The sequence below is a fragment of the Clostridium pacaense genome, from assembly GCF_020709765.2.
Taxonomy (GTDB): domain Bacteria; phylum Bacillota; class Clostridia; order Lachnospirales; family Lachnospiraceae; genus Enterocloster; species Enterocloster hominis.
On record NZ_JAJFEB020000005.1, the window covers coordinates 245,645 to 269,801 of the forward strand.

A 24,157-nucleotide genomic window follows, 5' to 3' on the forward strand; every position below is an offset into this window, starting at 1 on the left:
AGGGGCCTTGCTGATTGACATCAGATTAGGAGGCCAATATGTCATATTTTAAATATCAGGGAAAAAATATCCATTACGAAGAAACAGGCAGCGGCAGGCCATTATTCCTGCTTCACGGCAACACGGCATCATCCAACATGTTTTATGAGATAGCCGGCAGATATGCAGGGCATCACAAAGTAGTCCTCATTGATTTCCTGGGACACGGAAAGTCGGACAGGCTGACAGAGTTCCCGGCAGACTTATGGTTTGATGAGGCCATGCAGGTCATCGGACTTATGAAGACCAGGCAGTATGGCAAAGCAGATATCATCGGCAGCAGCGGAGGCGCCCTGGCCGCAATCAACGTGGCCCTGGAGGCGCCGGAACTGGTTGGGAAAGTCATTGCCGACAGCTTTGAAGGCGAGACTCCGCTGAAGGCATTCACCCAGAACATCGAACAGGACCGCGAGGCATCCAAGAAGGATGAAAATGCCAGGATGTTCTACTATTATATGAACGGGGATGACTGGGAACATGTGGTGGATTGCGACACCTCCGCCATCCGCCGGCATGATAGTACCATCGGTAAATTCTTCCATAAACCCCTGGAGGGCTTCCAGCCGGATATCCTGCTGACCGGAAGCAGGGAGGATGAATTTATCTGTTCCCTTGAAACAGACTACTTTGAACGGGTCTATGGGGAGATGATCAGGAAAATCGGCCATGGGAAAATCCATCTGTTTGACACAGGCGGCCATCCGGCCATGCTGTCCAACCAGCAGGGATTCCTTGAGATAAGCCGCGGTTTCTTAGAGGAATAAACAGCAGGGGCCAGAGGAGCAATCCTCTGGCCCTGTCTGAATTTCCTTTATGATTGTTTCCTAGAGCGTGTTTGAAAATTGCTTTCCGTCGGCTGTGCGTCCCACTTTGTGGGAGATTTGGTCCCGATGATGGAGGCGTAGCGGGCTACGCTGACTGAATCGGGGCCAAATATACCGCGAAGTGGGGCGTGCAGACGGCGGGAATGAATTTTCAAACACGCTCTAGTGCTCCATCCAGCCAGAAACTGTACTGCCAGTGCTGAATATTTTGTCGGCCTGCAAGGCGGAGGAAGGAAGCGGAGTGGGTCCTCCGCTGACTAACGACAACGCGGCAGATGGCAAAATAGGCAGTGCTGGAAGTACAGTTTCTGGATGGATGGAGCACTAATCCCCCAAAGAATATACTGCTGTAAAATGCCCTCTCTGGTTATAGCTGAGACAGTTTCCCCCCAGCATATCCTGCACGCCGTCCATTCCCTGCCCCCTGTCAGAAGGCAGTATCTCCTGCTGGGATCTGGATGCCATGGCAACACCTGTATAAGAGCCTTCGACCGCGCCCTTCAGGATATAGATATCCCCCTCATAGATGGTCTTCATCACCGTATCCGCGCTTGTCTGCCACAGTTCATAGGTACCGGAACCGTAATCCAGGGTAAGTCCTGTCTCTTCTCCACTCCCGGACGGATTACCGCCTTCTTCATACAGTACATATCCGTAAGCGGTTTCCTGCCCTTTTGTTCCCGGGTCCAGCGCCAGCATCCTGTGCTCACCGGTCCGTTCATTCAGCACAACCTGAACTTCCCCTCCATCCGCCATAAGCTTTACCTGCTCCGCCGTAATGGCCGCAGGTATGGAAATGCTTCCCTGTACAACATAATACGCCCCCATATCCCTGGCGGTCGATAAATCCGCATACAGTCCCGTTTCAGGATGATTACCCAGCAGGGATAGATAAGGTGCAAAGGGAAGGTCTTCCAGTCCATACTGGTTCTGCCCGTCCAGACGGTTCCTGTCCGGATTCCCCTCCATCTCTTTTATGAAAGCAATATTATTCTTTTCCACATCGGATAGAAGGGATTCGGAAAATGCATCCGGCTCCATGATTCCCCTGTACCACATCTTACCGGAATAGTATTGGTTCAGTACATCGGATTTGAACTTCCTGCCATGGGCCGCATAAATCTCATTCCTGAGCAGCATCAGGTCCTCCGTAGGCCACAGGCATAAATCAGCTTTGCAGAGATTTCTGGTAAAGACATCCGGAAATGTGAAGCTTCCCTCCCATGGATAGTAATCCCCTGCAAAAGCGCCGTTTCCCTCCACAGAGATATGCCTGTCGGTCAGATCCGGGGTTAAGTGGAAGGTTACCGTATAGGATGGATTCCCTGCTTCCGTTTCCGCGCCTGCAAGATATTCCTGAGGCTGTACCTCATATGAAAGTCTCCCTTCCTCCGTCAGGAATTCCGTACTGTCCATAACAGAGAAAGCATCGGCATAATTCTCATCCTGAATCAAGAAACTGCATTCCAGCCATTCTGTTTCCATGCCGCCCTTTGCCGGACGGAGGGAAATGCGCCGCCGGATATCCCCTGCCTGAAAGAAAGTACCTGTAAATATGGTATTATCCGTCCCCAGGTTCTGGGCAGCTTTGCTGATGACATATTGATTTTGGGTGATTGGCCGGCCCTGGCCTGAATCTGCTTCCCGGCTGCCTGGCTGGCCCTGGCCTGCCTGCTGGTCATTGCCCCGGCTCTGGTCTATATTCCGGCCGCTTCCCTGGCTCTGGTCTGCATCCTTCCCGGCATGACCCGTGCCATCTTCCCATTCTTCCTGCCTTGGCTTCAGGGACTGTTCCGTCTGCTGTCCCCCACCCGCCGTAACATCCAAACCAGATTCTTTTCCCTGGCAGGAAACCAGTACCATACCGGCTGCCAGCATGTAACCCAATACAATCTTTCTTTTCATCCAATCAACACCTGCCTGTCTTTTCCCCATAGGAAAGCATCCTCTGTCTGCATCCCTTTCCACTGTTATGCACATATGAACGTCAAAACACACTTAAATCTTCCAGGAAGGCAGATTTTCAATTGCGTCAGCAGTCTTTCCGCTTTCCATCGTCACTTAAAAGTATACTACAGACATCAGAAAAGGACTATTAATTTTCCCTTGCAGAATTCTTAGGGTGTGTTTGAAAATTGCTTTCTGTCAGCCGTGCGTCCGCGTACCTGACAGCAGGGTTACCTTATAAACTCAACCCGGTCCACGGTTGCCGGATTAACCAGCACCTTAAACTCCTTAACCGTAGGCGTATGGTAAGAACTTATCTTCCTCTCCTTCAGCTCCTTCATGATCTGGTCCTTACAGTCCATGAACGTCACAAAATCATCGGAGATATAATAATAGTCAACCCAGGCAGTATCCCCCTCCCCGCATTCCAGATACGGTCTTATGGCCTTGGAATTATAGGTAAGCTGGAACCTCACTGTATTCTCCGGCACATCCGGGTCCTGGACCAGTTCCTTTTCGGATTGGGATTCCCCATAGTAATAGCCGATTCGAAACTTTTCTTCTTCCTTTGGTTCAAACGCATACTCAAAGGATTCCGTCTTCATCTCCACCGGACCTGCTTCCTTTTCCCCCATGTAAGCAAAGGTGGAGGCTTCATAGGCCGCGACTCCGGTTCCCAGTCCGGTAAGAAAAACACCACCGCAGAAAATACCTATCATGACTTTCTGTAAATTACGCATGCCTTACCTCCTTGGAAATCTTATTCATGCAGGTTTCTTCCTGATATCCACGCAATGATGCCTGCGGTCTATCTTCCGGCACGGGCGGTTCCTGCGGTCCTGCCTCCTCTTCCGGTTCAGGGTGCTCCTGCCGCCCGGCTTTTTCTTCCGAATCAGGGTGCTCCTGCCGCCCTGCTTTCCCTTCCGGCCCCAGGCGCTCCTGCGGTCCTGCCTTCCATTCCGGCTTAGGGCACTCCTGCCGCCCGGCCTTTTCTTCCGGCTCAGGGTGCTCCTGCCCGGCCTTTTCTTCCGGCCCCAAGCACTCCTGCCGCCCGGCCTTCTCTTCCAGTTCAGGCCACTCCCGCAGCCCGGCCTTCTTTTCCGGCTCAGGCCACTTCCGCAGCCCAACTTTCTCATCCGGCACCAGACGCTCCCGCCGCCTGGCCTCCTCTTCCGGTTCAGGCCGCTCTTGCCGCCCGTCTTTCCCTTCCGGCACCAGACGCCCCTTCCGCCCGGCCCTCTCTTCCGGTTCAGGCCACTCCCGCCGTCCGGCCTTTTTTTCCGCCCCAGTCCGCACCTGCTCCCCGTCCTGCATCCTTATCCGCCCTGGCCTGGCCTGTTCCCAACAGCATTCCCGCCCTGTCCTCAGCCGCAACAGGCTGAAACACAGATATGTAACTGAACCAAAACATAAGATCGTTCCCAGACTGATTAACGTAATACCCAGCAGCGGATAACCATGAAACAGCCATACCACGGATGCGCCAAAGATAAATATCATGCACAGGGTGAAGGAGCCTCCAAGAAGCCCCAGGAATATCATGCAGATATTAAAACACCAGCGGATACACCACAGCGCCATCCAGACCAGAAACCGGAAACAGTGTCCTATGAATGAACCAATGCCCTGTCCCACACCTCTGATACAGGTTCCGATTCCCGGCCTTAACAGGCCTCTGCCCCGGTCCGATCTGCAAACACCCATGTCCCTGTCAGCCTGTGTCCTTCTGACAAAACGTTTTATACCGCTCCCCTGGAGACGTCCGCCTTCCGGACGTGTATCCTCATCCTGTTTCCGGCTCCATATCCTGTTTCTCCATGGCGCGGACAGGAACATCCATATGCGTCCCGCGCCCTGCCTGACTGTTCCGGCACAGATGCAGAAAAACCTTTTTACCCTCGTGCCGGTCCTTCCAAAAAAGCCGGACGCTGCCGCCCATGCCTGTTTCCCTTTTGCAGCAGCTGCTTGCGTATCTACCTTCCTCTTAACAGACGTTTGGCCCTGATATTCCGGATTCACATGGTATGCCTCAAGTATCCCACATGCAAGTTCCCGGATATCGCCAAAGTCCCGGATTGCCTCTTCTTCACTTAATCCATTTTCAATCTTCATGTCAATATGCTGGGTGTATTCCTCCAATATATCCTGCTGTTCCTTATCTTCAAGAATGGCAAGATATGTCCCCAGTTCCTCTAAAAATCCCTTCTTATTCATCCTTCTGCTCCTTTAAAAACCTGCACACCTGTTTCTGAAATTCATCCCATTCCTGCTCCAGCCGGTCCCTGTACAAGATTCCTGCCGCCGTGATATGATAATACTTCCTGGGCGGACCCTCGGTTGATTCCCGCAGATATGTCTCAAAATACCGTTCATTGGTCAGACGCTTAAGCAGCGGGTAAATGGTACCCTCGTTCACATCAATGACCTTGGACACCTCCTCTACCAGCTCGTACCCATACATGTCCTTCTTCCTGACAGATTCCAGTACCACCAGCTCAAGGACTCCTTTTTTAAACTGTGGATTCATGGCCGTCCTCCTTTAGATACTATATTATACACACTACTATGTAATGTCAAGTACTATAAAAAACAAAATACTTAATTTTTCATTACGCCTGAGATAACTGCCATGGCTTGATTTCCATCCCTGCTTCTGTTATGATAAACCGCATGAAAGAATAGGTGATTACAATATGGATCTGCATTTTCAACCAATAACAGACAAGAACAGGGAAACCGCGCTTAAGCTGCGCATTTCCCCAAAACAGAAAGGCTATGTGGAGACGGTGGAGGAATGCCTGACGGAGGCCGCACATAACAGGAACTGGCGGCCTGTTGGGATATATGACGGCAACGTCATGGTAGGTTTTGCCATGTACGGATTCTTCTGGTGGCCATACCTCCCCTTTGGGCGCCTGTGGCTGGACCGCCTTCTCATTGATGAAACCTTCCAGGGAAAGGGGTATGGAAGTGCCGCCCTCTCCGGCCTCCTGAACCGCCTGAAGCAGGAATACCGATGCTCCAGGATCTATCTGAGCGTCATCAGGGAAAATACCACCGCCATCACCATGTATGAAAAGTCCGGCTTCCGTTTTAACGGCGAACGGGACATACACGGGGAACATGTGATGGTATACCAAGTAAAAAAACAATGAGCAGGCAGCCCGCCGGGTCACCTGCTCCATCTATAATCATAGATTGATTCTTTCATTCCGATTGATTTTTTCATTCAGCTTTCTGTAAACCCGTTCACGCATCCACGGTTCCGTTGAAGCGAGGACGGCATCCCCAGGTAAGAACCATGCGACGCCGCTGTTCTCATCCTCTTTTATATGCAGTCCTTCCCCCTCCTCCGCCTCCAGCAGATAGGTCACATTCAGATGCAGATGGGAGGGCACATAAGCTCCCTTTTTCACATGACCGTCCACCGTCAGGATTTCCAGCGAGTAAACCGCATCCGAAACAGGCCGCACCTGCTTAAGCCCGCTTTCCTCCTTCACTTCCCGGACAGCCACCTGTAAAAGGTCCTGCTCCCCGTCCGCATGGCCTCCCAGCCAGGACCAGGACTGATAGATATTATGGTATGCCATCAGCACCTTGGTGCGCTCACGGTTAACAACCCAGGCCGACGCGGTCATATGCGCCATGGCATTGTCCCGCGTGAAGATATCCTTTTCTTCCTTCAGGCATCTGATAATGATGTTCCTGTCCCTTTCCTCCTGCTCATTAAAAGGACGGTATTCCTCTAATTGCCTTAACAGATCCATCATAGTCCCTCCAGCGGACCCACGATTTTCCCGGCCGCTGCACAGGCCGCGGCGGTTCTGGGTGACGCCAGGTAAATCTCCACCTTGGAGGTCCCCATGCGCCCCAGGAAATTGCGGTTATTGGTGGCAATGACCCGCTCCCCATCGCTGAGGATACCTCCGGTCCGCCCGCAGCACAGACCGCAGCCAGGATGTGTGATGATTGCGCCTGCCTCCGCCAGGGTGTCGATTGCCCCGCAGGCAATGGCCTCGTTATAAACCTTCCTGCTGGCCGGCGTCACTATCAGCTTCACATAGTCCGCCACCTGCCTGCCCTTTAATACCTCAGCCGCAGCCACCAAATCCTCCAGGCGCCCATTGGTGCATGAACCGATGAACACCTGGTCGATGGGCGTGCCCATAAGCTCACTGACCGGCTTGATTTTGTCCACCTGGGACGGACATGCCATCACAGGAACAAAGTCCTCTGCCCGATACACCATTGTCTTCATGTACACGGCATCCGCATCGCCGGTCAGGCTCTTCTGGTAATCGTCCAGTTTCACTTCACAGTATTCTTCCGTCTTGGCATCCGGTGTGAACAATGCGCATTTGGCTCCGGCTTCAATGGCCATGTTGGCAATGGTCATACGGCTGGCAATGCTCATCTCCTCCACCGTTGTCCCGCTAAACTCCAGGGCACGGTAGGTTGCCCCGTCAGCCCCCAGGTCGCCGATCAGGCGCAGGATGATGTCCTTTGACATGACGCCCTCAGGCAGTTTTCCGTCTATGACCACCTTGATGGTCTCCGGAACCTTAATCCACATGGTACCGGTGCCCAGGATACTTGCCATCTCCGTATAACCGATACCAGAGGAAAATGCACCCACACATCCATAAGTGGTGGTATGGCTGTCCGTGCCGAACACCACGTCCCCCGGTTTCACATAACCGGCTTCCGTCATCAGCTGGTGGCAGATGCCATCGCTTCTATGCACATGCTTCATCCCGTATCTGGCCGCAAACGCATCCCCTACACGGAAATGCCTGGTATCATCCAGCTGGCTGGCCGGGACCAGATGGTCATAGATAAGGACCACCCTGTCCGGGTCCCAAAGCTTCTTAAATCCCATCTCTTCAAACTTATCCGCCACAAACGGAATGAAGATATCATGAATCATCACACGGTCCACATTCACCGTGACAATGTCCCCCGGCCTGACCTGGGCAGCGCCTGTATTATGTTTAATAATCTTTTCAATGATTGTATTTCCCATTGCAGTCTCCTTAATCCCCTTAATCCAGTCCGTTCAGTTTCCTCATGGCTTTCACCAGTCCGCCTGCATTGATGATATCCACCAGGTTCTGGGGCAGGGATGCAATCGGATACTGCCTTCCCTTATAGTCCACATGGTGATTCACTGTAACCGTTATGGGGTCCCCCTCCGTCATATCATCATACAGGTCCGGCTGCTCTATCAAAAGCAGGCCGTTATTAATGGAATTGCGGAAAAATATCCTTGCAAATGACTTGGCTATCACACACTTGATTCCTAGTGCCTTGATAATCTCCGGCGCCTGCTCCCGGGAGGAGCCGCAGCCAAAGTTCTTACCTGCCACGATGATGTCCCCTTCCTCAATCTGCCCAGCCAGTTCCGGGCGCAGGGGACTGAACCCGTACTGCTTCATATCGTCAATTGTCTTAAGCGCCAGATACTCGGTGGGGATGATGATGTCCGTGTCAATGTCATCCCCCAGCACCCAGACTTTGCCTGTAAATGTCTCCATTTTTCTATTTCCTTTCCTGTGTTGCTGCAATCACAAATCCGGTTCCGGTTTACATACCAAACAGCCGCCTGGTACTGGCCGTCTATCCGGCCTGGTATTGTTTGGTGATTCATTCCCGCCATCTGACGGAAAGCATTTTCAAACACATCCCAGGGCAATCTCCCCCGCAATGGCGGAAGCCGTCACTGTTGCCGCGGAACCGAGATACACCTTTGAGCTTGGATGGCCTGCGCGCCCTTTGAAGTTCCTGGTTCCGGTGCTGATCAGTACCTCATTTTCCCCAATCACGCCCTGGCAGCTTCCCCAGCACACACTGCAGTTGGGGTTCATCACAATGGCCCCTGACTCCATGAAAATGTCAATCAGGCCTTCCTTAAGCGCCTGCCTGTATACCTCAAGGCTTGCGGGGACCACCAGGAAACGAACGCTGTCAGCTACCCTTTTCCCCTTAAGTATAGCCGCGCCCACACGAAGCTCATCGATGCGCCCATTGTTGCAGGACCCTAAGAATGCCTCGTCAATCTTAACGCCGCAAACATCCTTTGCAGGCACCACATCATCCACAAAATCAGGCCTTGCAACCACTGGCTGGATTTGGGACAGGTCAAAGGTATACTCCCGTGCATAGACGGCATCCGGGTCACTGGTGTATACGGCCTTCGGTTCACGCCCCCGCTCCCTCAGATACTGGACAGCGGCTTCATCCGCCTCAAAAATCCCTGTCTTGGCCCCTGCTTCCACCGCCAGGTTGCAGAGTACCATACGGTCATTGATGCTCAGCGTCTTAGCGCCTTCCCCGGTGAACTCCATTACCTGGTAATTACATCCATTGGCCCCAATCTCCCCAATGATGGTCAGCATCAGGTCCCTTGGATAGACGCCTTCCTGCAGGCGGCCCACCAGATTGAACTTCACTGTCTCAGGCACCAGCACCCAGGAAGTGCCGGTAACCATGCCGTAGAGAAAATCCGTGCATCCCACCCCGGTTCCGAAGGCGCCCAGCGCGCCGTACGTGCAGGTGTGGCTGTCCGCCCCGAATATCAGCTCGCCGGAACATACGTAATGCTCCATCATGATCTGATGGCAGACCCCCTTTCCTTCCCAGAAATCAATCCGGTTCTCCCTGGCAAAATCCCTCATCTTTTTCTGTGAGGCAGCTGTTTTTGGATTATCCGCAGGCACATTGTGGTCCACGATAAAAACCAGTTTCTTATGGTCCGCAATCCTGGGATGTTTCAATTTATTGTTGTACATGTCAACGGTCAGGTGGGTGGTTCCGTCATTGCTCATAAGACGGTCCAGGTTCACGGTATGGATATCCCCCGGCTTCACACTGTCCACCCCTGCCGCTGCTGCGATGATCTTCTCTGCAATCGTCATTCCCATGTCTACGCTTCCTCCTTGTTCAATGATGCAATCAGCCCGCCCTGATTCAGGATATTCTGCATATACTCAGGAAGTCTGGTACATGCATACTCCTTTCCATTGGCCCTTGCCACACCCTCGGACATGGACAGTTCCATGGTATCCCCGGTCTTCACTTCATCCGGAAGTTCCTTGCATACAATCACGGGAAGCCCGATGTTGATGGAATTCCTATAAAATATCCTGGCAAAGGACTTGGCAATCACAGCCTTGACCCCCAAAGCCTTGAGGACGCTGGGCGCCTGTTCCCTGGAGGAACCGCATCCAAAATTCTCGCCCCCCACCACGTAGTCCCCTTCCTTTACCTTCCCAGGAAAATCAGGGTCCAATGATTCAAATGTATGTACCTTCATCTCATCGATATTTGGCAATAAGAGATATTGTGAAGCAATGATCTGGTCCGTGTCCAGATCGTCATGAAATTTAAAAACAGTTCCGCCCGGCATAAGGTAATCCCTCCTGTTAAAAGTTATACTTGTTACTCATCTGCTTATCTATTCTACCACAGACTTTGCTATAATAATAATACATGATAAGAATAGGTACTATAGATACAGATTATGAAAGGGGACATCCATCCCCATAAATCTGCAAAAGATAAGGCATATATAGGAACATCCTGTCCTTATATGCCTTATCCATATATTGGTCATCAGTTACAATCCCCCGTCACCGTCCCCTCCCGGTACACACAATACCTGGAGCGTCCCTCCTTCTTTGCCTGGTACAAAGCCTGGTCGCTGTGCTGGATGAGCAGGTCTATATCCATATCCCCGTCCTTTCCCTGGGCAATGCCTATGCTGGCTGATAAGGATTGCATTTCCCTGGATGCCTGGAACCGGGCATTAAGCTTTTCAAGGAATTCCCCTGCTTCTTTTTCAAGCTGTTCCATGCTGCACTCACCGAGCCTTGCCACCAGGAACTCATCCCCTCCAAGCCTTGCCACAAAATCATCCGGGAAGGATTCCACAAGCATCCTGGCTGTACCTGTCAGCACCGCATCCCCCACCTTATGCCCGTATGTATCGTTCACCGCCTTAAACCAGTCCAAATCAATGTAAAGCAGGCTTACGTCCCTGTCCCCGCGGTTAAGATTGATATACTGGTAAAAATACCTGCGGTTGTAAAGCCCTGTGAGGAAATCCGTATTGGAGCTGTGAAGGATCTGTTTTTCCAGGTTCCGCTCCACCGTCACATCCCGGAAGATGCAGAGCTTCCCCACTACATTGTGGAATATGTCATAGATGGAGCTTTCGTGGATTTCCAGCATTTTCCCAGTCCCGTCCGGCAGGGATACCCTGGCCTCCGCATATCCCTCGCCATTGACTGTGCGTGGTCCGTCAAAGGCATCCGCCAACCACTCCTCATAATCCTTTCCCAGGATCTGAATCTTACTTATCTGGAAATACTCCTCGAATTTTGCATTTGCATTCAGTATCCTGCCCCTGTTATTCCATAAGAGGATGGCATAAGGCATGCTTTGAAGCAGGATTTCGATTTCCGCGCTCATGTTGTGCAGGTCCGTCACGTCATGGCCGATTCCGACCGTCCCAAGGACCGTCACACCGTCCCGGTCCATGATAGGTGTCTTATAGGTGCGCAGCTGCCGCATTCCCCTGGAACATTTGACCTCCTCGGTAAACTGCAGGGTACGCCGCGCCAGGATGACAGCATCCTCCGACTTTTTACAGGATTCCTCCCCATTTTCAAAGTCATCCGGTGAAACGCCCCAGATATAACAGTGGTCCCGTCCAACCACATCCTCCCGGTCCTTTCCCACCACGGAACAGAAGGCACGGTTCACCTTGACATGTGTTCCGTCCATGGCCTTGAACCAGAGCATGTCCGGCAGGCTGTCAATGGCCGTGTCCAGGTATGTCCGGGTCATATACAGGTCATATTCAAGCTTAATCTGTTTCAGGATATGTTCCATCCGGATACGCACCCGCTCCTGCATGAGCGGGATGTCCCAGAACTCGTCCGCCGCCTCCATCTCGCTGGCGGCAAGACCGTCAATCATCCCCCGCTCCCCACAGTACACAAGAACCGCATCCTCCCTGCAATGTGAACGCAGCCCTGACGGAAGGATGCCGCTGCCCAGGTTCCAGACAACCACATGGCTGCCAGCAGCCCGCTCAGGCGAAAATTCCCCTGCTTGCGTAATTGTATGTGAAAAATGTTCCAGCGGGCAAAGACGGCGCATCACCCCGGCCAGCATTGAATCCCTGCTGAAAATCATGATTTGAAGCTTACATTGATACATTGTACCCCTCCCCCTGCAGACACCAGCCCCTGCTATAAGCCCCTGCTATAAATACAGCTTTTCAAACCCCGAAGCGCTGACCGGCCTTCCAAACAGATATCCCTGTATGTAATCCGGCTGTGTCTGCTTCACAATATCAAATTCTTCCTCTGTCTCCACACCTTCCACGCAGACCTTTAAACCGATGCTGTGGGCAAGCTTGATGATATACTCTAAAAAAATGTATTCATAGCTTCCCTGGTGGATACCTGTCACAAAACTGCGGTCCACCTTAAGCACGTTAGCCGGAAGTTCCTTGAGATGGCTCAGCGAGGAATATCCGGTGCCAAAATCATCAATTGCAATCCCATATCCCATGCCGCGCAGTTCCTCAAACTCCTGATTCAGGAAATGCAGGTTCGGCACCCAGCAGCTTTCCGTCAGTTCCAGAACCATCTGCCCCACAGGCAGGTCACCCCATTGTCCATCCTTCAGATATTCCAGCAGCGCATTGTCCTTTAACTGGATATATGAGACATTGACGCTCATGGAAAAGTCTTCTTTATACCTGCTCCATATCTGAAACTGCCTTGCACTCTCCTCCAGCACCCAGGCCCCTACCTGTGTTATGAGGCGGCTCTCCTCCAGCAGGGGGATGAACTCCGAAGGCGGAACCTCCCCATGTTCCGGGGAATGCCACCGCAGCAATGCCTCCGCGCCAGTGACCGCCCCCGTCACCGCATCCACCTGTGGCTGGTAGAACAGTTCAAACTGGCTGAACCCATCCTTCACACAGGCGTGCAGGCTCTCCTGCAGCTCCATGTTCCTCAGCTTTTGTTGATACATTTCCTCGGAAAAGAAAACCAGCTGGTTCTTTCCGTTCATCTTGGCAATCTCAACTGCATTTTCCGCATTCCTGAACAGCTTCTGGTAGGTACTGGCATCATCTGGGAAAAAGCAGGCGCCTGCGGATAAGGAAATCAGTATCTGATGGCCTTCCACCGTAAAATGGCTGCCGATGAACATCTGGATATTCTCATAAATCCCCCGTACGGTCTCCCTTGTGCCGTCCTTCACCAGAAACACGAACTCATCCCCATCCAGACGGTAAAGACGGCATCCCTTGGGAAGCATGGCCGATATCAGTGTGGATAGAAGGTTAAGTGCCCGGTCCCCAAATGCATAACCGTACTTTTCATTGACATTCTTGAAGTCATCAATGTCCAGGACCACGATTACACCGTTGGCAGCTGTCTCCGTTCCCACAAGGGCCTTAATATCCTGTTCAAACTGGCTTCGGTTCATCAGGCCCGTGACATTATCAAATTTATTCTGTTTTCCGATATTGGAAATCCGGCCAATCATGAACAGCGGCCTTCCTGACCCATCTTTCTTTACGGTTCCCCGGCATGACACCCATATGACCCGGCCGGATTTATTACAGACCCGGTACTCCATATCATGGTAGTCCTTAATACCGTCCTGAATCATCTGCATATCATTAAGCCACGGTTCCAGATCCTCCCTGACCATGATTCCCGACCATGAAGTGACAACATCCTGTTCAATCAGGCGGCTGATATCAAGGTCCTCATATGCATTATCCGATATGTAAAACGTCCCGTTCTGAATATCCCACATATAAAGATAGTCATCCGTGGTCTCGGAAAGCAGGTTCAGGAGGACATCCGCGGTAAACTTCTCATCTTTTATTATATCAGCCATGACAACCTCCGGAATAAGTATGGTTTATATTTTACCATGACCGGCTTTCAGTGTCCAGAAGCAGCAGATATTATTAAGGATTTTCTAATTTTTCTTACAGTTGGATCCACTATCTTTACTTTCATCCATGAAGTGGTTAAGATACAGCATTATAAGGAGGTATCCCTATATGATGTACTTTAAACATTTCCATTCATGGCTGACAGCATATGGGGGCGGCCTTGGGAAACTGGCCATTGCCAGCTGGCTGCTGACCAATACCATGTTCCTGCTGTGCAGCCGTGTCCCGTTCATGACCCTGGATTTTGTGAGACAGATATCCCTTGGGAGCTTTCTCGGCATCTGGCTTGGTATCTGCCTCTGCCTCACCATTCCCTGGCTGATATCGTCAGGCTCCGGAAAAATACGTTTATCCCTGACACCCAGTATGGCCATGTACCTTGCAGCCCTGATGATTAAGGAAATATTCATATGATGACTGAACGGATGGACAGATGGCTGACTTCCCGGCGGTTATGGATGATCCTGGGTGGAACGGCAGTGCTCTGGTTCCTGTTCACTGCCTCCATGACCATCCTGCGCTACCGCCTCAATTACTCGTCAGCTTATGATTTTGGAATATTTTCCCAGATGTATTATTACATGGACAAGGGCCTGACACCTCTGACCACCTGTGAGCGCGACGGGCTTCTGTCCCATTTTGCAGTGCACCTGTCCCCTGTCTTTTATGTGCTCCTGCCCTTATACAAGCTGGTGCCGCGTCCGGAGACACTGCTGGTCCTTCAGGCGCTCATGGTCATAAGCGGGGTCATTCCCCTGTGTCTGCTGACCAGGGCTTTGGGCCTTACCCGTCTTAAAACGCTGTGCTTCGGTCTGGTGTACTGCGCCTATCCGGCGTTCATGGGAGGCTGTTTTTATGATTTCCATGAAAATAAATTCCTGGCAGTCATCATACTCTGGACCATGTACTTTCTGGAAACCGGACATTATAAATCCATGGCCTGCTCTGCTGCCCTGCTGCTTCTGGTTAAGGAGGATGCCCCGGTCTATGCGGCCTGCATCGGCCTTTATCTCTTTCTATATAAAAAGCAGTATCGGTACGGATTCCTGGTCTTCGCCGGTTCCTGCCTATACTTCTGCATGGCCATCTGGTATATCAACCGGTTTGGGGACGGCGCCATGGTTAACCGGTTTGATAATTTCATATCTGACAAGCGGCTGGGCCTGGTCAGCATGTTCAAGACAATCCTGGTCAATCCGGCATATGTGCTGTCGCAGATAGCGGTAAGGGAAAAACTCATCTTCTTCCTTCAGATGCTGCTCCCCCTGGGATTCTTTCCGCTAATGACCAGGGACTGGCGGAAATGGACCCTCATCATCCCATTCGTGCTGATTAACCTGATGTCCAATTATAAATATCAGCATTCCATTTTCTTTCAGTATACATACGGTTCAGGCGCCTTGCTGATGTATCTGGCGGCAGTGAACTACCGTGACCTGTTGGACATCCCCCAGCCGGCATGTCCAACGCCAGCATCTTCCCAGTCCCTGCCCAAGCCCCACTCATCCCTGCCATCCTCCATCCTGTACTGCGGGCTGGCCTGCGCCCTGATGATTACCGCCGTTGTCGTGTACAAAAAAACGTATTACATCGGCAGCTACGCCCAGGACCGGGAAAAAGCAGCAGAAGCAAGACTCCTGCTGTCAACCATCCCAGAGGATGCATCCGTCAAATCAACCACCTTCTTCATTCCCCAGCTGTCCGGCAGGGATGAAATCTATCTTGCGGACAGCAGGCATCCGGCTGATTATATCGTGTTGGACCAACGGCCTGGATATGAAAAGGATTCCCAGGACCTGATGGCTGATTACCTTTTACAGGGATATGTGGTCCAGGGGGAGGTGGACGGGTATGTGGCCGTGCTTGGACCTGCCGTGTCCTCCCACTGAATCCATATTGACTGTAACCACAATCCGTGATATGATTTGTTCATCTTTTCAGGGCAACTCATTTGCCCCTTATCAATTCATATTTGTATCACATGCCGGCAGGGTCGCTGGCGGTTTCACAGGATTGGCAATGGATACAGGCAGCGGATTCTTGCATTTTACATGTATGCCCGGTATAATAATATCAGGTAAAAATGTCCCCATTCCATTGCATTCAGAACATATTCAAACAGGAAAGGCAGGAAAATGGGACAGAGGGATATCTCGCAGGTGCGGTATTTTGAGGACAACCAGCGCTATTCTGTATTTACTACGGCAGTGCGCCGTATGATGGCCCAAGGGAACTGTTTCAGATAATGGATGATGAAAATCTGCCTGAAAACATGAAGCTGATGCTGAACAATTACAGGATCCATGTGCTGGAAATCCGCAGCTTCCAGCATATCGACTGTTTCAGTGGACAAAGGATAGCGGGTGCCGTCATCTACGCATTATTTCTTCCATGGGAATGAAGTCAGATTTCCACATCCAGCACATCATCCAGATTTATCCTTGTGTTCACCACCTGCAGCATCCTGCTGTTCCTGTCAAACCGCGCAACCATTCCCGTCACCTTCAGATATTCGCCCTTATGGAAATACACCACGCTTATGATCCTGCCTGGTATGATTTCCCGCATCTTCTGATTCAGTTCCTCTGCCATGTCATCGGACAGCACAATCTTAGGCACAACCACCCGTTCCTTTTCCGCCAGGGCCTCCGGCAGGCCCTTTAGCGCCGCAAATGGAAGGAACTGTTTGGCCCTGTCAGCCACAGCCATCTTAGCCCTTGGTCTACTCGCCACTTTTATGACCTCCTATCTGGCGGTTCCTCTCCTTCATGGTAGATGCATCCTGCAGGTTCATGCCCTTAAGGATTGCATTCTTGCCAAACTTCTTCTTGATATCCAGCATGACCGTCTGCAGCTTCCTGTTGCGTTCCAGCTCCTCTGCATCAGCAAACAGGCTGTACTGACTGTATTCCTCTTCTACCACATGATTGACGGAAATGTTAATCCGGTGTACCGGCAGCCTTGGGTTTACAATCCGCTCATACAGAGCGGTCACGGCCGGTATCAAAACCATATCCGCATTGGTCTGCGCATCCAGGGAGGCGGTTCCCTTGGACGGCTCTGCTTCTGCGCGGTTGGAATATCCCACATACAGGGTCACGGAATTGGAAACCAGGTTCTTTTCCACCATCTCAAGACACAGCAGGTCCATCATCTCCTTGACAATCAGCTCCCCATCCTCAAAGCTGTAATCACAGCCCAGGACCTGCCCACAGGTAAGACAATTAGTCTTGGCTTTATAAGACTTGATATCCCCAATGGTCACAGGCTCCCTGCCCCATGCATGGTCAATCAGAAGTTCCGCATCCACGCCGAACAGCTTATATAAGAAGTCCTCATCCATGGCCGCCAGGCCGCCCATGGTATGGATGCCATAGCGTTCCAGCTTACCGGCAATGCCCTTGCCGATTCTCCAGAAATCCGTCAATGGCTTATGGTCCCACAATGTTTTCCTATATATCTCCTCATCCAGATAACCGATGCAGTCCGCTGCATGCTTGGCCGTGATATCCAGTGCAATCTTTGCCAGATACAGGTTGGTCCCGATGCCGCAGGTTGCAGGAATACCGAACTGCCTTGTGATGTCCGCCATGATGGACTGCCCCAATTCCCTGGCCGTGATATGGTAAAGGGGCAGGTAATTGGTCACATCCATGAATGCCTCATCAATGGAATACACATGGATATCCTCCTTGGAGATATACTTCAGGTAAATGCCGTAAATCTCCGCAGCATACTCAACATACAGCTTCATCCGCGGCTCTGCCATGATATAGTCCACACTCTTTGGAATCTCGAATACGCGGCACCTGTTATGGATTCCGAGGGCTTTCATGGCCGGGGATATGGCAAGGCAGATGGTCTTTTCCGTACGCTCAGGGTCAGCCACCACCAGTCTGGTTGTCATGGGGTCCAGCCCACGCTCCGCGCACTCCACAGAAGCATAAAAAGATTTTAAATCAATGACAAGATAGGTGTGCTGCTCCATCCCATCCCTCCTCTACCATGGAAATACATCCTTATTATAATTATACAGCGGCGCCACGAAAACTGCAATCCATTTACCGAACATCTGTTCTTTTTATATTTCATATCATCCCACAAGTCCATCCAAAAAAGCTTCCAGCCTTTCTGCAGGAACCAGCAGGCCATCCTTGGAGCCGATGAAATGTTTTCCGGACCGGTAACTGGGCACTGCATCCAGACGGTTGGTTTCCCAGGCATACCGGTTCCCTTCCACCAATTGTTTCCTGTAATGACCTGCACCAACCATCTTTTGGAAATCCACCGGATCAACCCGGCACCGGGAAGCCATCTGAGAAAGGATATCCATGGAGGAAATATCCAGACCCCTGTCAAAAACCGCCTCGTAAGCCAGGGCATGGTACCTCCAAAGGTCCCCCTGATGCTCCTGTATATAATACATGCCCTGTATGGCCTTATCACTGTGCACCGGTGATGGTTCCGGGCGCGGGTGGGACTCGCAGGGCCGCCATACCAGTTCAATCTGAGGATAACGTCCCAGCAGGTTTAAAAGATTTTTATGCCCACGGTAACAGTATGGACATGCATAATCAAAAAACAACTCAAGTTTTACCATTTCCATCATTTCTCAGACTCCCTTCAGCTTCCATTCCTTTATTCCCATCGTCTTCCCTGTCTTCCATTAAATGCTTCCTGTAATACAAGGGCGTACACCCCATATATCGACAGAATGTATTGGAAAAATGGCTGCTTCCCGAAAACCCCACGGCCAGCGCAATCTCCAGCACGCTTTTGTCAGAATGGGCCAGCATATACTCCCCCATCCGCACCCGGTAGGAAATAAGATAATCCACAGGCGACTGGGAAAGGACCTCCTTAAAATCACGGCAGCACTCGCTGACACTTACATTGGCTGCCCGGGCAATATCCTCCAGCCGCAGCCTGCCTGCATACTCCTTATGTATGTATTCCAGGCAGCAGCGGACACGCTGGTATCTGGAATCATGGACGGAAGGGCATGGCTCCTGTTTCATATCAAGATTCTCAAACAGTATAAGCCCTGCCTGCTGCACCAGGATCTGCAGTTTCCACAGATATCCCCTGGGACGGCTGCAATCACACTGGTACATCTCATGGATACAGGCCAGCACCCCTGCATGCCAGGGACTTGTCCCGTCCAGGAAGAAGAAATCTGTTTCCGGCCGGAACAGGGCGGATATGTATTGTTCCTCAATCAAACCGCCAGAAAGGCCATGGAGCAGATAACTGTCCGCCAATACCGCACAGTAGATACTTCCATGCTGGCGATGGTAAGGGGACACCATATGAAGCATATTGGAGGGGACAAGACCGCCCTGGCCGGAACCGATTACATACGTGCTGACGCCGGTCTGGAATTCTATGGTTCCCTCCAGGACATAGACAAATTCCAGTTCCTTATGCCAGTGCCATGGAATAAACCGGTTGGGATACAGGTCCAGATTGTCAAGGTACACTTCCATGGGAAATGCCGGAGAGCCGTGGCAGGTTATCTCCTCCAGATTGCCATTCACTTCAAGATAATTCAGCTGCATGGATATCCTCCTGTCCCTTCAGGGATTTCTTACATACCTTACATACTTAATATAACCGGATACCTTGTTTCCTGCAAGGCCGTATATCATCCTTCCAGGAAACCGGATGTTACATCCCCGAATCACATATTGACATGATTCTGTTATTTTTAGATACTATTATAATAGAATACGCCATCATATTCTATTATAATATAAAAAAGAGCAGAGTTACCAGAAAAATTCAGTAAAGATGAAATGACCATGCGATGATAATTTGAAAAGTGAGATGATGATTTTGAAAGTTGACTACATTACACTCCATACCCTGTATCCAGATAAGATGAAGGATTTCTATGTGAGGTATTTGGGGGCCGAAGCCAATGCAGACACCGTTGGCACTGACAGTTCAGACTTAATGTATATCCTCTCCTTTCGGGGCGGTTTTAAGATTAAGCTGGCCCCGGCAGGACAAACCTTATCCGCTCCCTCACCACAGTCAGCCCCATCCCAGCTTAATCCTATCTGCCTGGCCTTCAGGCTGGGAAGCAGGAAGCGGGTAAACACCCTGACCAGCCAGCTGATACTGGAAGGACACGAGATACTAAGTGAGCCCCAGCTATCGGCTCCCGCACATTACAGCAGCTGTATCTTTGACCCGGAAGGCAATATCGTGGAACTTATTTCCTAATTGTCTTCATTATGAGAGATACGCAATCAGCTGCCGCCGGCCATGAATACGCCGTGTGGCAGCTGATTCTGATTGTGTTGAAAAAGGGTGTTCTTTGCACTAAGCGGATACATCCGGCGGACTTTTTAAGGCAGATGGCAGAGTGGATTTCCCAACACAGCCCGGACATCATTCCGTCACCACCACATAACTGGCTGTCCCAAAACATCCATTCTCCTCCAGATGTTCCTCATCCCATTCAGCCACCAGTTCATACACCCTGCTGACTTTAAACTCCGGCATCAGTGCGTCCTCATAGACCGCGCTGGACAACGGGCTGGCGTCCGTCCCTTCCATATCCTCAATGGAATACTCGTAAACCGTCAGACGGTCAGGCTGTATTGTGAAGGAAACAGCGTAACTTACAGTATTCTGTCCATTATACCGGGGAAGCTTCAGGGTTTCCTTATCCTTTGCCTCGAACAGCGGATGGGCGCCACAGGCAACTGCCCCTGTCATCCCATCCCCGCCGGGATAATTCCACTGATAGTTGCCTGATGTGACCTCAAACTCATTCATGGTGCTGGAAAGGATATCGGAAAGCTTCATGGCAGGCGGTTCCTGCCCCACATTTCCCACTTGGACAGAAGGATTCCCGCCGTTTTCAGCCTTGCATCCCGCAGAGCCTGTAATGACAGCCAGTACGGCTATGGAGACATACAGTACCCTGATATATTTCCCATATCCTTCTTTGGAATATCTGTCTTTGGAATATCCTTCTTTGGAATATCTGTCTTTGAAGTGCCTGTCCTTGTAACACCTGTCCTTGAAATTCCTGCCTTTGAAATTCCTATCCTTGCAATATGCCCTCATATCCCCATCCTTTCCGCAAACCGATATATACATGTCAGCCCTGCAGTTTTTCCTGACCGCTTAAAGGTGTAATTGTTTTAATCCACGCTCGGTATATTGTCGAAGTGCGACTGCATCCTTCGTAGATGCGTGGTTGACCTCATGGCAGTGGGGATACCGATTACTCTCCGTCCACCACTGCCGTTAAGTTTGTTTTTGGCAATTCATCCCACCACCTTAGAGGATGGGAGAATCCTTGCTGATATTTGTTGAAAATAACCTTCCGTCAGCTGCATACTCCGGTATTGCTTCCTGGATTTACTATATCATATTTTTTATTTTAATACCTTAACCCTTGCTTAAGGATCTATGGTTTTTCTTTAACGTTTTCCTGTCTCCCCTTCAACGCCTGCCATCCCTGCCATCCCGGTTATCCAGGTAATGCTGCAGTGCTTCACCCATGAACCGGGAAGCCCCTGTCCCATAGCGTTTATCCATGCCCTCAATCAGCGTGGGATTATGAAGATACCCGTCTATCAGCACATTCCAGTAATTCTTCCCCATGTCCATATCGGGGCTGTCCTCCTTACTCAGAAGGTTCATCAACTGATCCACGACATCCTGCACTTCCCTGGACGCCACATCCCTGGACACATCCTTTAACAGTTCCTCCGTCAGTTCCTGATTCCGTTCCACATAGCCCTTTTCCTTGATTTTCTCCATCTTCTCCATATTTTCCGAAAAATGTTCCAGGCTGTGCTTCATGGCGTCCACATACGCTTCAACGCTTCCATAATATTTAATTGCATTCTGTGCAATGCCTGATTCATGGTCCCTGACCCGGTCCACCAGCTCCTCAAACTTCTCCACGCTGCCCCAGTGCCGTATTACCTCATCCATGTTCTCACTTTTAAAATGCTCCAGCGCCTCCACATACCCGCTTAAATCAAATTCCTCAAAGCTCATGCAAGTCTCTCCTTTTTCCAGTTTATCCAACAGTTCCAGCAGACGGTCCAGTCTGTCCCGCTTGGCCTTCAGCAGTTCTTTCTGCTTCCTGAAGGCTTCCAGCCTGTCATAGTCAGGATTTCCCATAATTATCCTGATATCCTTCAGCGGAAAATCCAATTCCCGGAAAAACAGGACCTGCTGCAGGGTGTTCAGGGATGCATCGTCATACAGCCGGTATCCGGCATCCGTGACCTTGGTTGGTTTGAACACCCCTATCTCATCATAATATTGTAGCGTGCGCACACTGACACCGGTCAGCGAGGCGACTTCCTTAACAGTCCTCATGGTATCAACTCCTATCTGGTTTATGATTTACCTTTATCTTATATTATCACGTAACGTGAGGGTCAAGGGTTTTTATGATAATTTCTGCCAAAAGGAATCCTTGTCATACCGCCTCCATCCTACCCGCGCCAGATAAAGCGCCAGCAATACGCCCCAGGAAAATGCCTCCGCATAAGCGATGATCATATTCCCGCAGACAGCCGCCATCCCATAAGAAGCCAGAATACGGGATATCAGAGAGACAATACCCGCAATGCTGGAATAAAGTACGTCCCCAATCCCTTCCAGATATCCGCGTACAGCTGTTGCAAGTCCAAAGACCACATAAAAGCTGGCAATCCTGCGAAAGAATTCCTGCCCGATTGCCACAGCTCCCGCACCCACGCCAAACAGTGCAATGACATGGCCGCCCGTGGGAATGACCAGGATTGTCAGGCACAGGGATACAACCACCATCATGACCGTCCCGACACCAAACACCTTCCTGGCGCGCATTTTATCCCCTGCCCCATGGTTTTGGGCCACAATGGTGGAAATCCCCGACCCCAGATTAATAACCGGCAGCAGGATGATTGTATCTACCCTGTATGCGGTGGTAATGGCCGCCACGGTCTGCGTTCCAAAGCCATTCATGAAATTCTGCAGGAGCAGGCTTCCGAATGCGCTGATACTGGATTGGATCATGGGCGGAAGGCCCATGCGCAGCCCCTGCAATAATGCGGTCCGGTCCAGCAGCCTGCCAGTCAGGCGAAACCGCAGCAGCGGATGTTTAACCACTGCATACAGAAGCAGGAATGCTGTCATGGACGCCTGGGAGACAACGGTTGCGGCTGCAGCTCCTTTAACGCCCCAGCGCATGCAGGCCACGAACAGGATGTCCAGGACCACATTCACGGCAGAAGAAAAAACAATGGCCAGAAACGGCGCCCGGCTATCCCCAATCCCGCGAAGTGCGGCTGAGTAAACATTGTACACTGCCAGAAATGGAATACCTGCAAATATGATCTGCAGATAATCCCCTGCCAGGCGGATTGTATCCCCGGTCGTATGTAACAGGCCCAGTATCGGGGATGCCAGCCAGATTCCGGCGGCCGCAAAGAATGAAAAACCCACGCCGAATATCAGGGAAAAGGTTGACAGGATGCCCGGTATGGCCCTGGTTTCCCCGCTGCCTGATTTATGAGCAAAGAGGATGGATAGTCCCAGTGTGAATCCGGTAATTGCCATAAGATAAAAGTTCGCAACCGTCCCGGTTGCCCCGATTGCCGCCAGGGCCAGCTCACCCTCCACATTGCCCACAATAAATGCATCCGCCCAGTTATATAGCTGCTGTAAGATACCGCTGAGAATAAGAGGAAGACTGAATTTAATCAGGATGTATGCAATATTTTCCTGTCCGTCACGTGTTTTGTCATAGCCTTTATCATAGTCTTCCTCATGTCCGCTCCTATTCACCATACCTATCCCCCTCCTCCTTCCATACAAAAAAACCGTATGCAGATTCAGCCTTGCATACGGTAGGTGCTCACCCGGTTCATATGGTTTGTTTTTGGCAATTCATCTCACCACCTTAGAGGATGGGAGAATCCTTGCTAATATTTGTTAAACATTTCATGCCTTCAATCATAGCATATCACGGATGGAAATGCAAATCCAGCTCCGCCCACAGTGTCCATTGGCTTCCCCGCAAGGGTAAGGACACCTCCAGCCAGTTACCCAATATAACCAATCAGGTTTTTCGCTTTTTCATACTGGCTTTCATCAATAAAAATCTTAAAATTTTGCCTGTGGTCATCCATAAGACCTGACGCCGGGCGGCCAAAAGCCAGGAGACTTCCTATCATCCGGCCTGTTCCCCCCGCTGATGTATTTTCCGTGTCATATCTTATGTTGTTTTTCTCCAATATGGACCTGATTTTTAAAAAGTCATCCAGGGAATCACCATTGTACAGCTGCATTTTCTTCATGCCATATTCCTCCTGTCCTGTTATCACTATAGCATAGATTC

The 24,157-nt window shown here is 50.9% G+C and carries 27 protein-coding genes and 1 pseudogene; 8 read left to right on the forward strand and 20 right to left on the reverse strand.

Translation table 11 applies throughout. The features are described from left to right. Positions 1 to 38: 38 nt before the first annotated feature. Both LK536_RS41055 and LK536_RS41060 read left to right on the forward strand, forming a co-directional pair. The gene (locus tag LK536_RS41055) at positions 39 to 803 is read left to right on the forward strand and encodes an alpha/beta fold hydrolase (protein ID WP_120057894.1); all 765 of its coding nucleotides are present in this window, start codon (positions 39 to 41) and stop codon (positions 801 to 803) included. A 53-nt stretch (positions 804 to 856) separates the two neighbouring features. After that, positions 857 to 961: a DUF6783 domain-containing protein gene (locus LK536_RS41060; RefSeq protein ID WP_506092136.1), complete on the forward strand. Its 105-nt coding sequence runs from the start codon at positions 857 to 859 to the stop codon at positions 959 to 961. Here LK536_RS41060 and LK536_RS41065 read toward each other — a convergent pair. After that, positions 917 to 1,018: pseudogene (locus LK536_RS41065) on the reverse strand (DUF6783 domain-containing protein); the annotation flags it as partial. The gene LK536_RS41060 and the pseudogene LK536_RS41065 sit on opposite strands and share 45 nt — an antisense overlap. Here LK536_RS41065 and LK536_RS41070 point away from each other — a divergent pair. After that, positions 992 to 1,066: a hypothetical protein gene (locus tag LK536_RS41070; protein ID WP_506092137.1), complete on the forward strand. Its 75-nt coding sequence runs from the start codon at positions 992 to 994 to the stop codon at positions 1,064 to 1,066. The pseudogene LK536_RS41065 and the gene LK536_RS41070 sit on opposite strands and share 27 nt — an antisense overlap. 121 nt (positions 1,067 to 1,187) lie before the next feature. On the opposite strand, the gene LK536_RS41075 is transcribed toward LK536_RS41070, so the two are convergent. From LK536_RS41075 to LK536_RS41090, 4 genes are all read right to left on the reverse strand, one after another. Continuing rightward, complete coding sequence (locus LK536_RS41075; protein WP_227795927.1) at positions 1,188 to 2,798, reverse strand: DUF4454 domain-containing protein; 1,611 nt, start codon at positions 2,796 to 2,798, stop codon at positions 1,188 to 1,190. A gap of 242 nt (positions 2,799 to 3,040) precedes the next feature. Continuing rightward, complete coding sequence (locus tag LK536_RS41080; protein WP_008717041.1) at positions 3,041 to 3,550, reverse strand: hypothetical protein; 510 nt, start codon at positions 3,548 to 3,550, stop codon at positions 3,041 to 3,043. Continuing rightward, positions 3,543 to 5,024: a DUF1700 domain-containing protein gene (locus LK536_RS41085; protein WP_227795926.1), complete on the reverse strand. Its 1,482-nt coding sequence runs from the start codon at positions 5,022 to 5,024 to the stop codon at positions 3,543 to 3,545. The genes LK536_RS41080 and LK536_RS41085 overlap by 8 nt, the downstream gene beginning before the upstream one ends. Then, complete coding sequence (locus LK536_RS41090; protein ID WP_008717044.1) at positions 5,017 to 5,337, reverse strand: PadR family transcriptional regulator; 321 nt, start codon at positions 5,335 to 5,337, stop codon at positions 5,017 to 5,019. Before LK536_RS41090 ends, LK536_RS41085 begins: the two co-directional genes overlap by 8 nt. A gap of 166 nt (positions 5,338 to 5,503) precedes the next feature. Between LK536_RS41090 and LK536_RS41095 the strand changes: the two genes are divergently transcribed. Next, complete coding sequence (locus LK536_RS41095; protein WP_227795925.1) at positions 5,504 to 5,965, forward strand: GNAT family N-acetyltransferase; 462 nt, start codon at positions 5,504 to 5,506, stop codon at positions 5,963 to 5,965. Positions 5,966 to 6,001: 36 nt separating this feature from the next. On the opposite strand, the gene LK536_RS41100 is transcribed toward LK536_RS41095, so the two are convergent. The 7 genes from LK536_RS41100 to LK536_RS41130 form a co-directional block, all read right to left on the reverse strand. Further along, a complete protein-coding gene (locus LK536_RS41100) occupies positions 6,002 to 6,577 on the reverse strand; it encodes an NUDIX hydrolase (RefSeq protein WP_334301445.1) in 576 nt (191 codons plus the stop codon). Further along, positions 6,577 to 7,833 (reverse strand): 3-isopropylmalate dehydratase large subunit, encoded by a 1,257-nt coding sequence (locus LK536_RS41105; protein WP_008717050.1) that lies wholly within the window; start codon positions 7,831 to 7,833, stop codon positions 6,577 to 6,579. The genes LK536_RS41100 and LK536_RS41105 overlap by 1 nt, the downstream gene beginning before the upstream one ends. A gap of 19 nt (positions 7,834 to 7,852) precedes the next feature. Next, the gene (locus LK536_RS41110) at positions 7,853 to 8,344 is read right to left on the reverse strand and encodes a LeuD/DmdB family oxidoreductase small subunit (protein WP_227795923.1); all 492 of its coding nucleotides are present in this window, start codon (positions 8,342 to 8,344) and stop codon (positions 7,853 to 7,855) included. A 138-nt stretch (positions 8,345 to 8,482) separates the two neighbouring features. Then, entirely contained in the window at positions 8,483 to 9,730 is a 1,248-nt protein-coding gene (locus LK536_RS41115; RefSeq protein ID WP_227795922.1) for a 3-isopropylmalate dehydratase large subunit, read from the reverse strand. Between the two features lie 2 nt (positions 9,731 to 9,732). Continuing rightward, positions 9,733 to 10,215: a LeuD/DmdB family oxidoreductase small subunit gene (locus LK536_RS41120; RefSeq protein WP_008717055.1), complete on the reverse strand. Its 483-nt coding sequence runs from the start codon at positions 10,213 to 10,215 to the stop codon at positions 9,733 to 9,735. 206 nt (positions 10,216 to 10,421) lie between these two features. Next, the gene (locus LK536_RS41125) at positions 10,422 to 12,032 is read right to left on the reverse strand and encodes a sensor domain-containing diguanylate cyclase (RefSeq protein ID WP_227795921.1); all 1,611 of its coding nucleotides are present in this window, start codon (positions 12,030 to 12,032) and stop codon (positions 10,422 to 10,424) included. Between the two features lie 45 nt (positions 12,033 to 12,077). Continuing rightward, on the reverse strand, positions 12,078 to 13,736 hold the full coding sequence (locus tag LK536_RS41130) for a bifunctional diguanylate cyclase/phosphodiesterase (protein ID WP_025486877.1): 1,659 nt from the start codon (positions 13,734 to 13,736) through the stop codon (positions 12,078 to 12,080). Positions 13,737 to 13,905: 169 nt separating this feature from the next. Between LK536_RS41130 and LK536_RS41135 the strand changes: the two genes are divergently transcribed. The 3 genes from LK536_RS41135 (at position 13,906) to LK536_RS41145 (ending at position 16,198) form a co-directional block, all read left to right on the forward strand. Further along, positions 13,906 to 14,211, forward strand: a complete 306-nt coding sequence (locus LK536_RS41135; RefSeq protein WP_227795920.1) for a hypothetical protein — start codon at positions 13,906 to 13,908, stop codon at positions 14,209 to 14,211. Next, positions 14,208 to 15,686: a DUF2079 domain-containing protein gene (locus LK536_RS41140; protein WP_227795919.1), complete on the forward strand. Its 1,479-nt coding sequence runs from the start codon at positions 14,208 to 14,210 to the stop codon at positions 15,684 to 15,686. Before LK536_RS41135 ends, LK536_RS41140 begins: the two co-directional genes overlap by 4 nt. Before the next feature lie 356 nt (positions 15,687 to 16,042). Continuing rightward, positions 16,043 to 16,198, forward strand: a complete 156-nt coding sequence (locus LK536_RS41145; protein WP_227795918.1) for a hypothetical protein — start codon at positions 16,043 to 16,045, stop codon at positions 16,196 to 16,198. A gap of 2 nt (positions 16,199 to 16,200) precedes the next feature. Here the strand turns inward: LK536_RS41145 and LK536_RS41150 are convergent, their stop codons facing one another. The 4 genes from LK536_RS41150 to LK536_RS41165 all read right to left on the reverse strand — a co-directional run bounded on the left by LK536_RS41150 (position 16,201) and on the right by LK536_RS41165 (position 19,355). Next, positions 16,201 to 16,530: a YolD-like family protein gene (locus tag LK536_RS41150; protein ID WP_008717070.1), complete on the reverse strand. Its 330-nt coding sequence runs from the start codon at positions 16,528 to 16,530 to the stop codon at positions 16,201 to 16,203. After that, positions 16,520 to 17,785, reverse strand: a complete 1,266-nt coding sequence (locus tag LK536_RS41155; protein ID WP_227795917.1) for a Y-family DNA polymerase — start codon at positions 17,783 to 17,785, stop codon at positions 16,520 to 16,522. Before LK536_RS41155 ends, LK536_RS41150 begins: the two co-directional genes overlap by 11 nt. 105 nt (positions 17,786 to 17,890) lie before the next feature. Continuing rightward, on the reverse strand, positions 17,891 to 18,406 hold the full coding sequence (locus LK536_RS41160) for a DsbA family oxidoreductase (protein WP_227795916.1): 516 nt from the start codon (positions 18,404 to 18,406) through the stop codon (positions 17,891 to 17,893). Next, on the reverse strand, positions 18,384 to 19,355 hold the full coding sequence (locus LK536_RS41165) for a helix-turn-helix domain-containing protein (protein WP_008717073.1): 972 nt from the start codon (positions 19,353 to 19,355) through the stop codon (positions 18,384 to 18,386). The genes LK536_RS41160 and LK536_RS41165 overlap by 23 nt, the downstream gene beginning before the upstream one ends. A 268-nt stretch (positions 19,356 to 19,623) precedes the next feature. Between LK536_RS41165 and LK536_RS41170 the strand changes: the two genes are divergently transcribed. Beyond that, complete coding sequence (locus tag LK536_RS41170; RefSeq protein WP_506092134.1) at positions 19,624 to 20,025, forward strand: VOC family protein; 402 nt, start codon at positions 19,624 to 19,626, stop codon at positions 20,023 to 20,025. A gap of 168 nt (positions 20,026 to 20,193) precedes the next feature. Here LK536_RS41170 and LK536_RS41175 read toward each other — a convergent pair whose 3' ends face one another. The 4 genes from LK536_RS41175 to LK536_RS41190 all read right to left on the reverse strand — a co-directional run bounded on the left by LK536_RS41175 (position 20,194) and on the right by LK536_RS41190 (position 24,116). Beyond that, positions 20,194 to 20,877, reverse strand: a complete 684-nt coding sequence (locus tag LK536_RS41175; RefSeq protein ID WP_227795915.1) for a hypothetical protein — start codon at positions 20,875 to 20,877, stop codon at positions 20,194 to 20,196. Positions 20,878 to 21,258: 381 nt separating this feature from the next. Beyond that, positions 21,259 to 22,149, reverse strand: a complete 891-nt coding sequence (locus LK536_RS41180; RefSeq protein WP_227795914.1) for a MerR family transcriptional regulator — start codon at positions 22,147 to 22,149, stop codon at positions 21,259 to 21,261. Between the two features lie 72 nt (positions 22,150 to 22,221). Next, the gene (locus LK536_RS41185; protein ID WP_227795913.1) at positions 22,222 to 23,607 is read right to left on the reverse strand and encodes an MATE family efflux transporter; all 1,386 of its coding nucleotides are present in this window, start codon (positions 23,605 to 23,607) and stop codon (positions 22,222 to 22,224) included. 254 nt (positions 23,608 to 23,861) lie between these two features. Continuing rightward, complete coding sequence (locus tag LK536_RS41190) at positions 23,862 to 24,116, reverse strand: hypothetical protein (RefSeq protein ID WP_227795912.1); 255 nt, start codon at positions 24,114 to 24,116, stop codon at positions 23,862 to 23,864. Positions 24,117 to 24,157 lie beyond the last annotated feature (41 nt).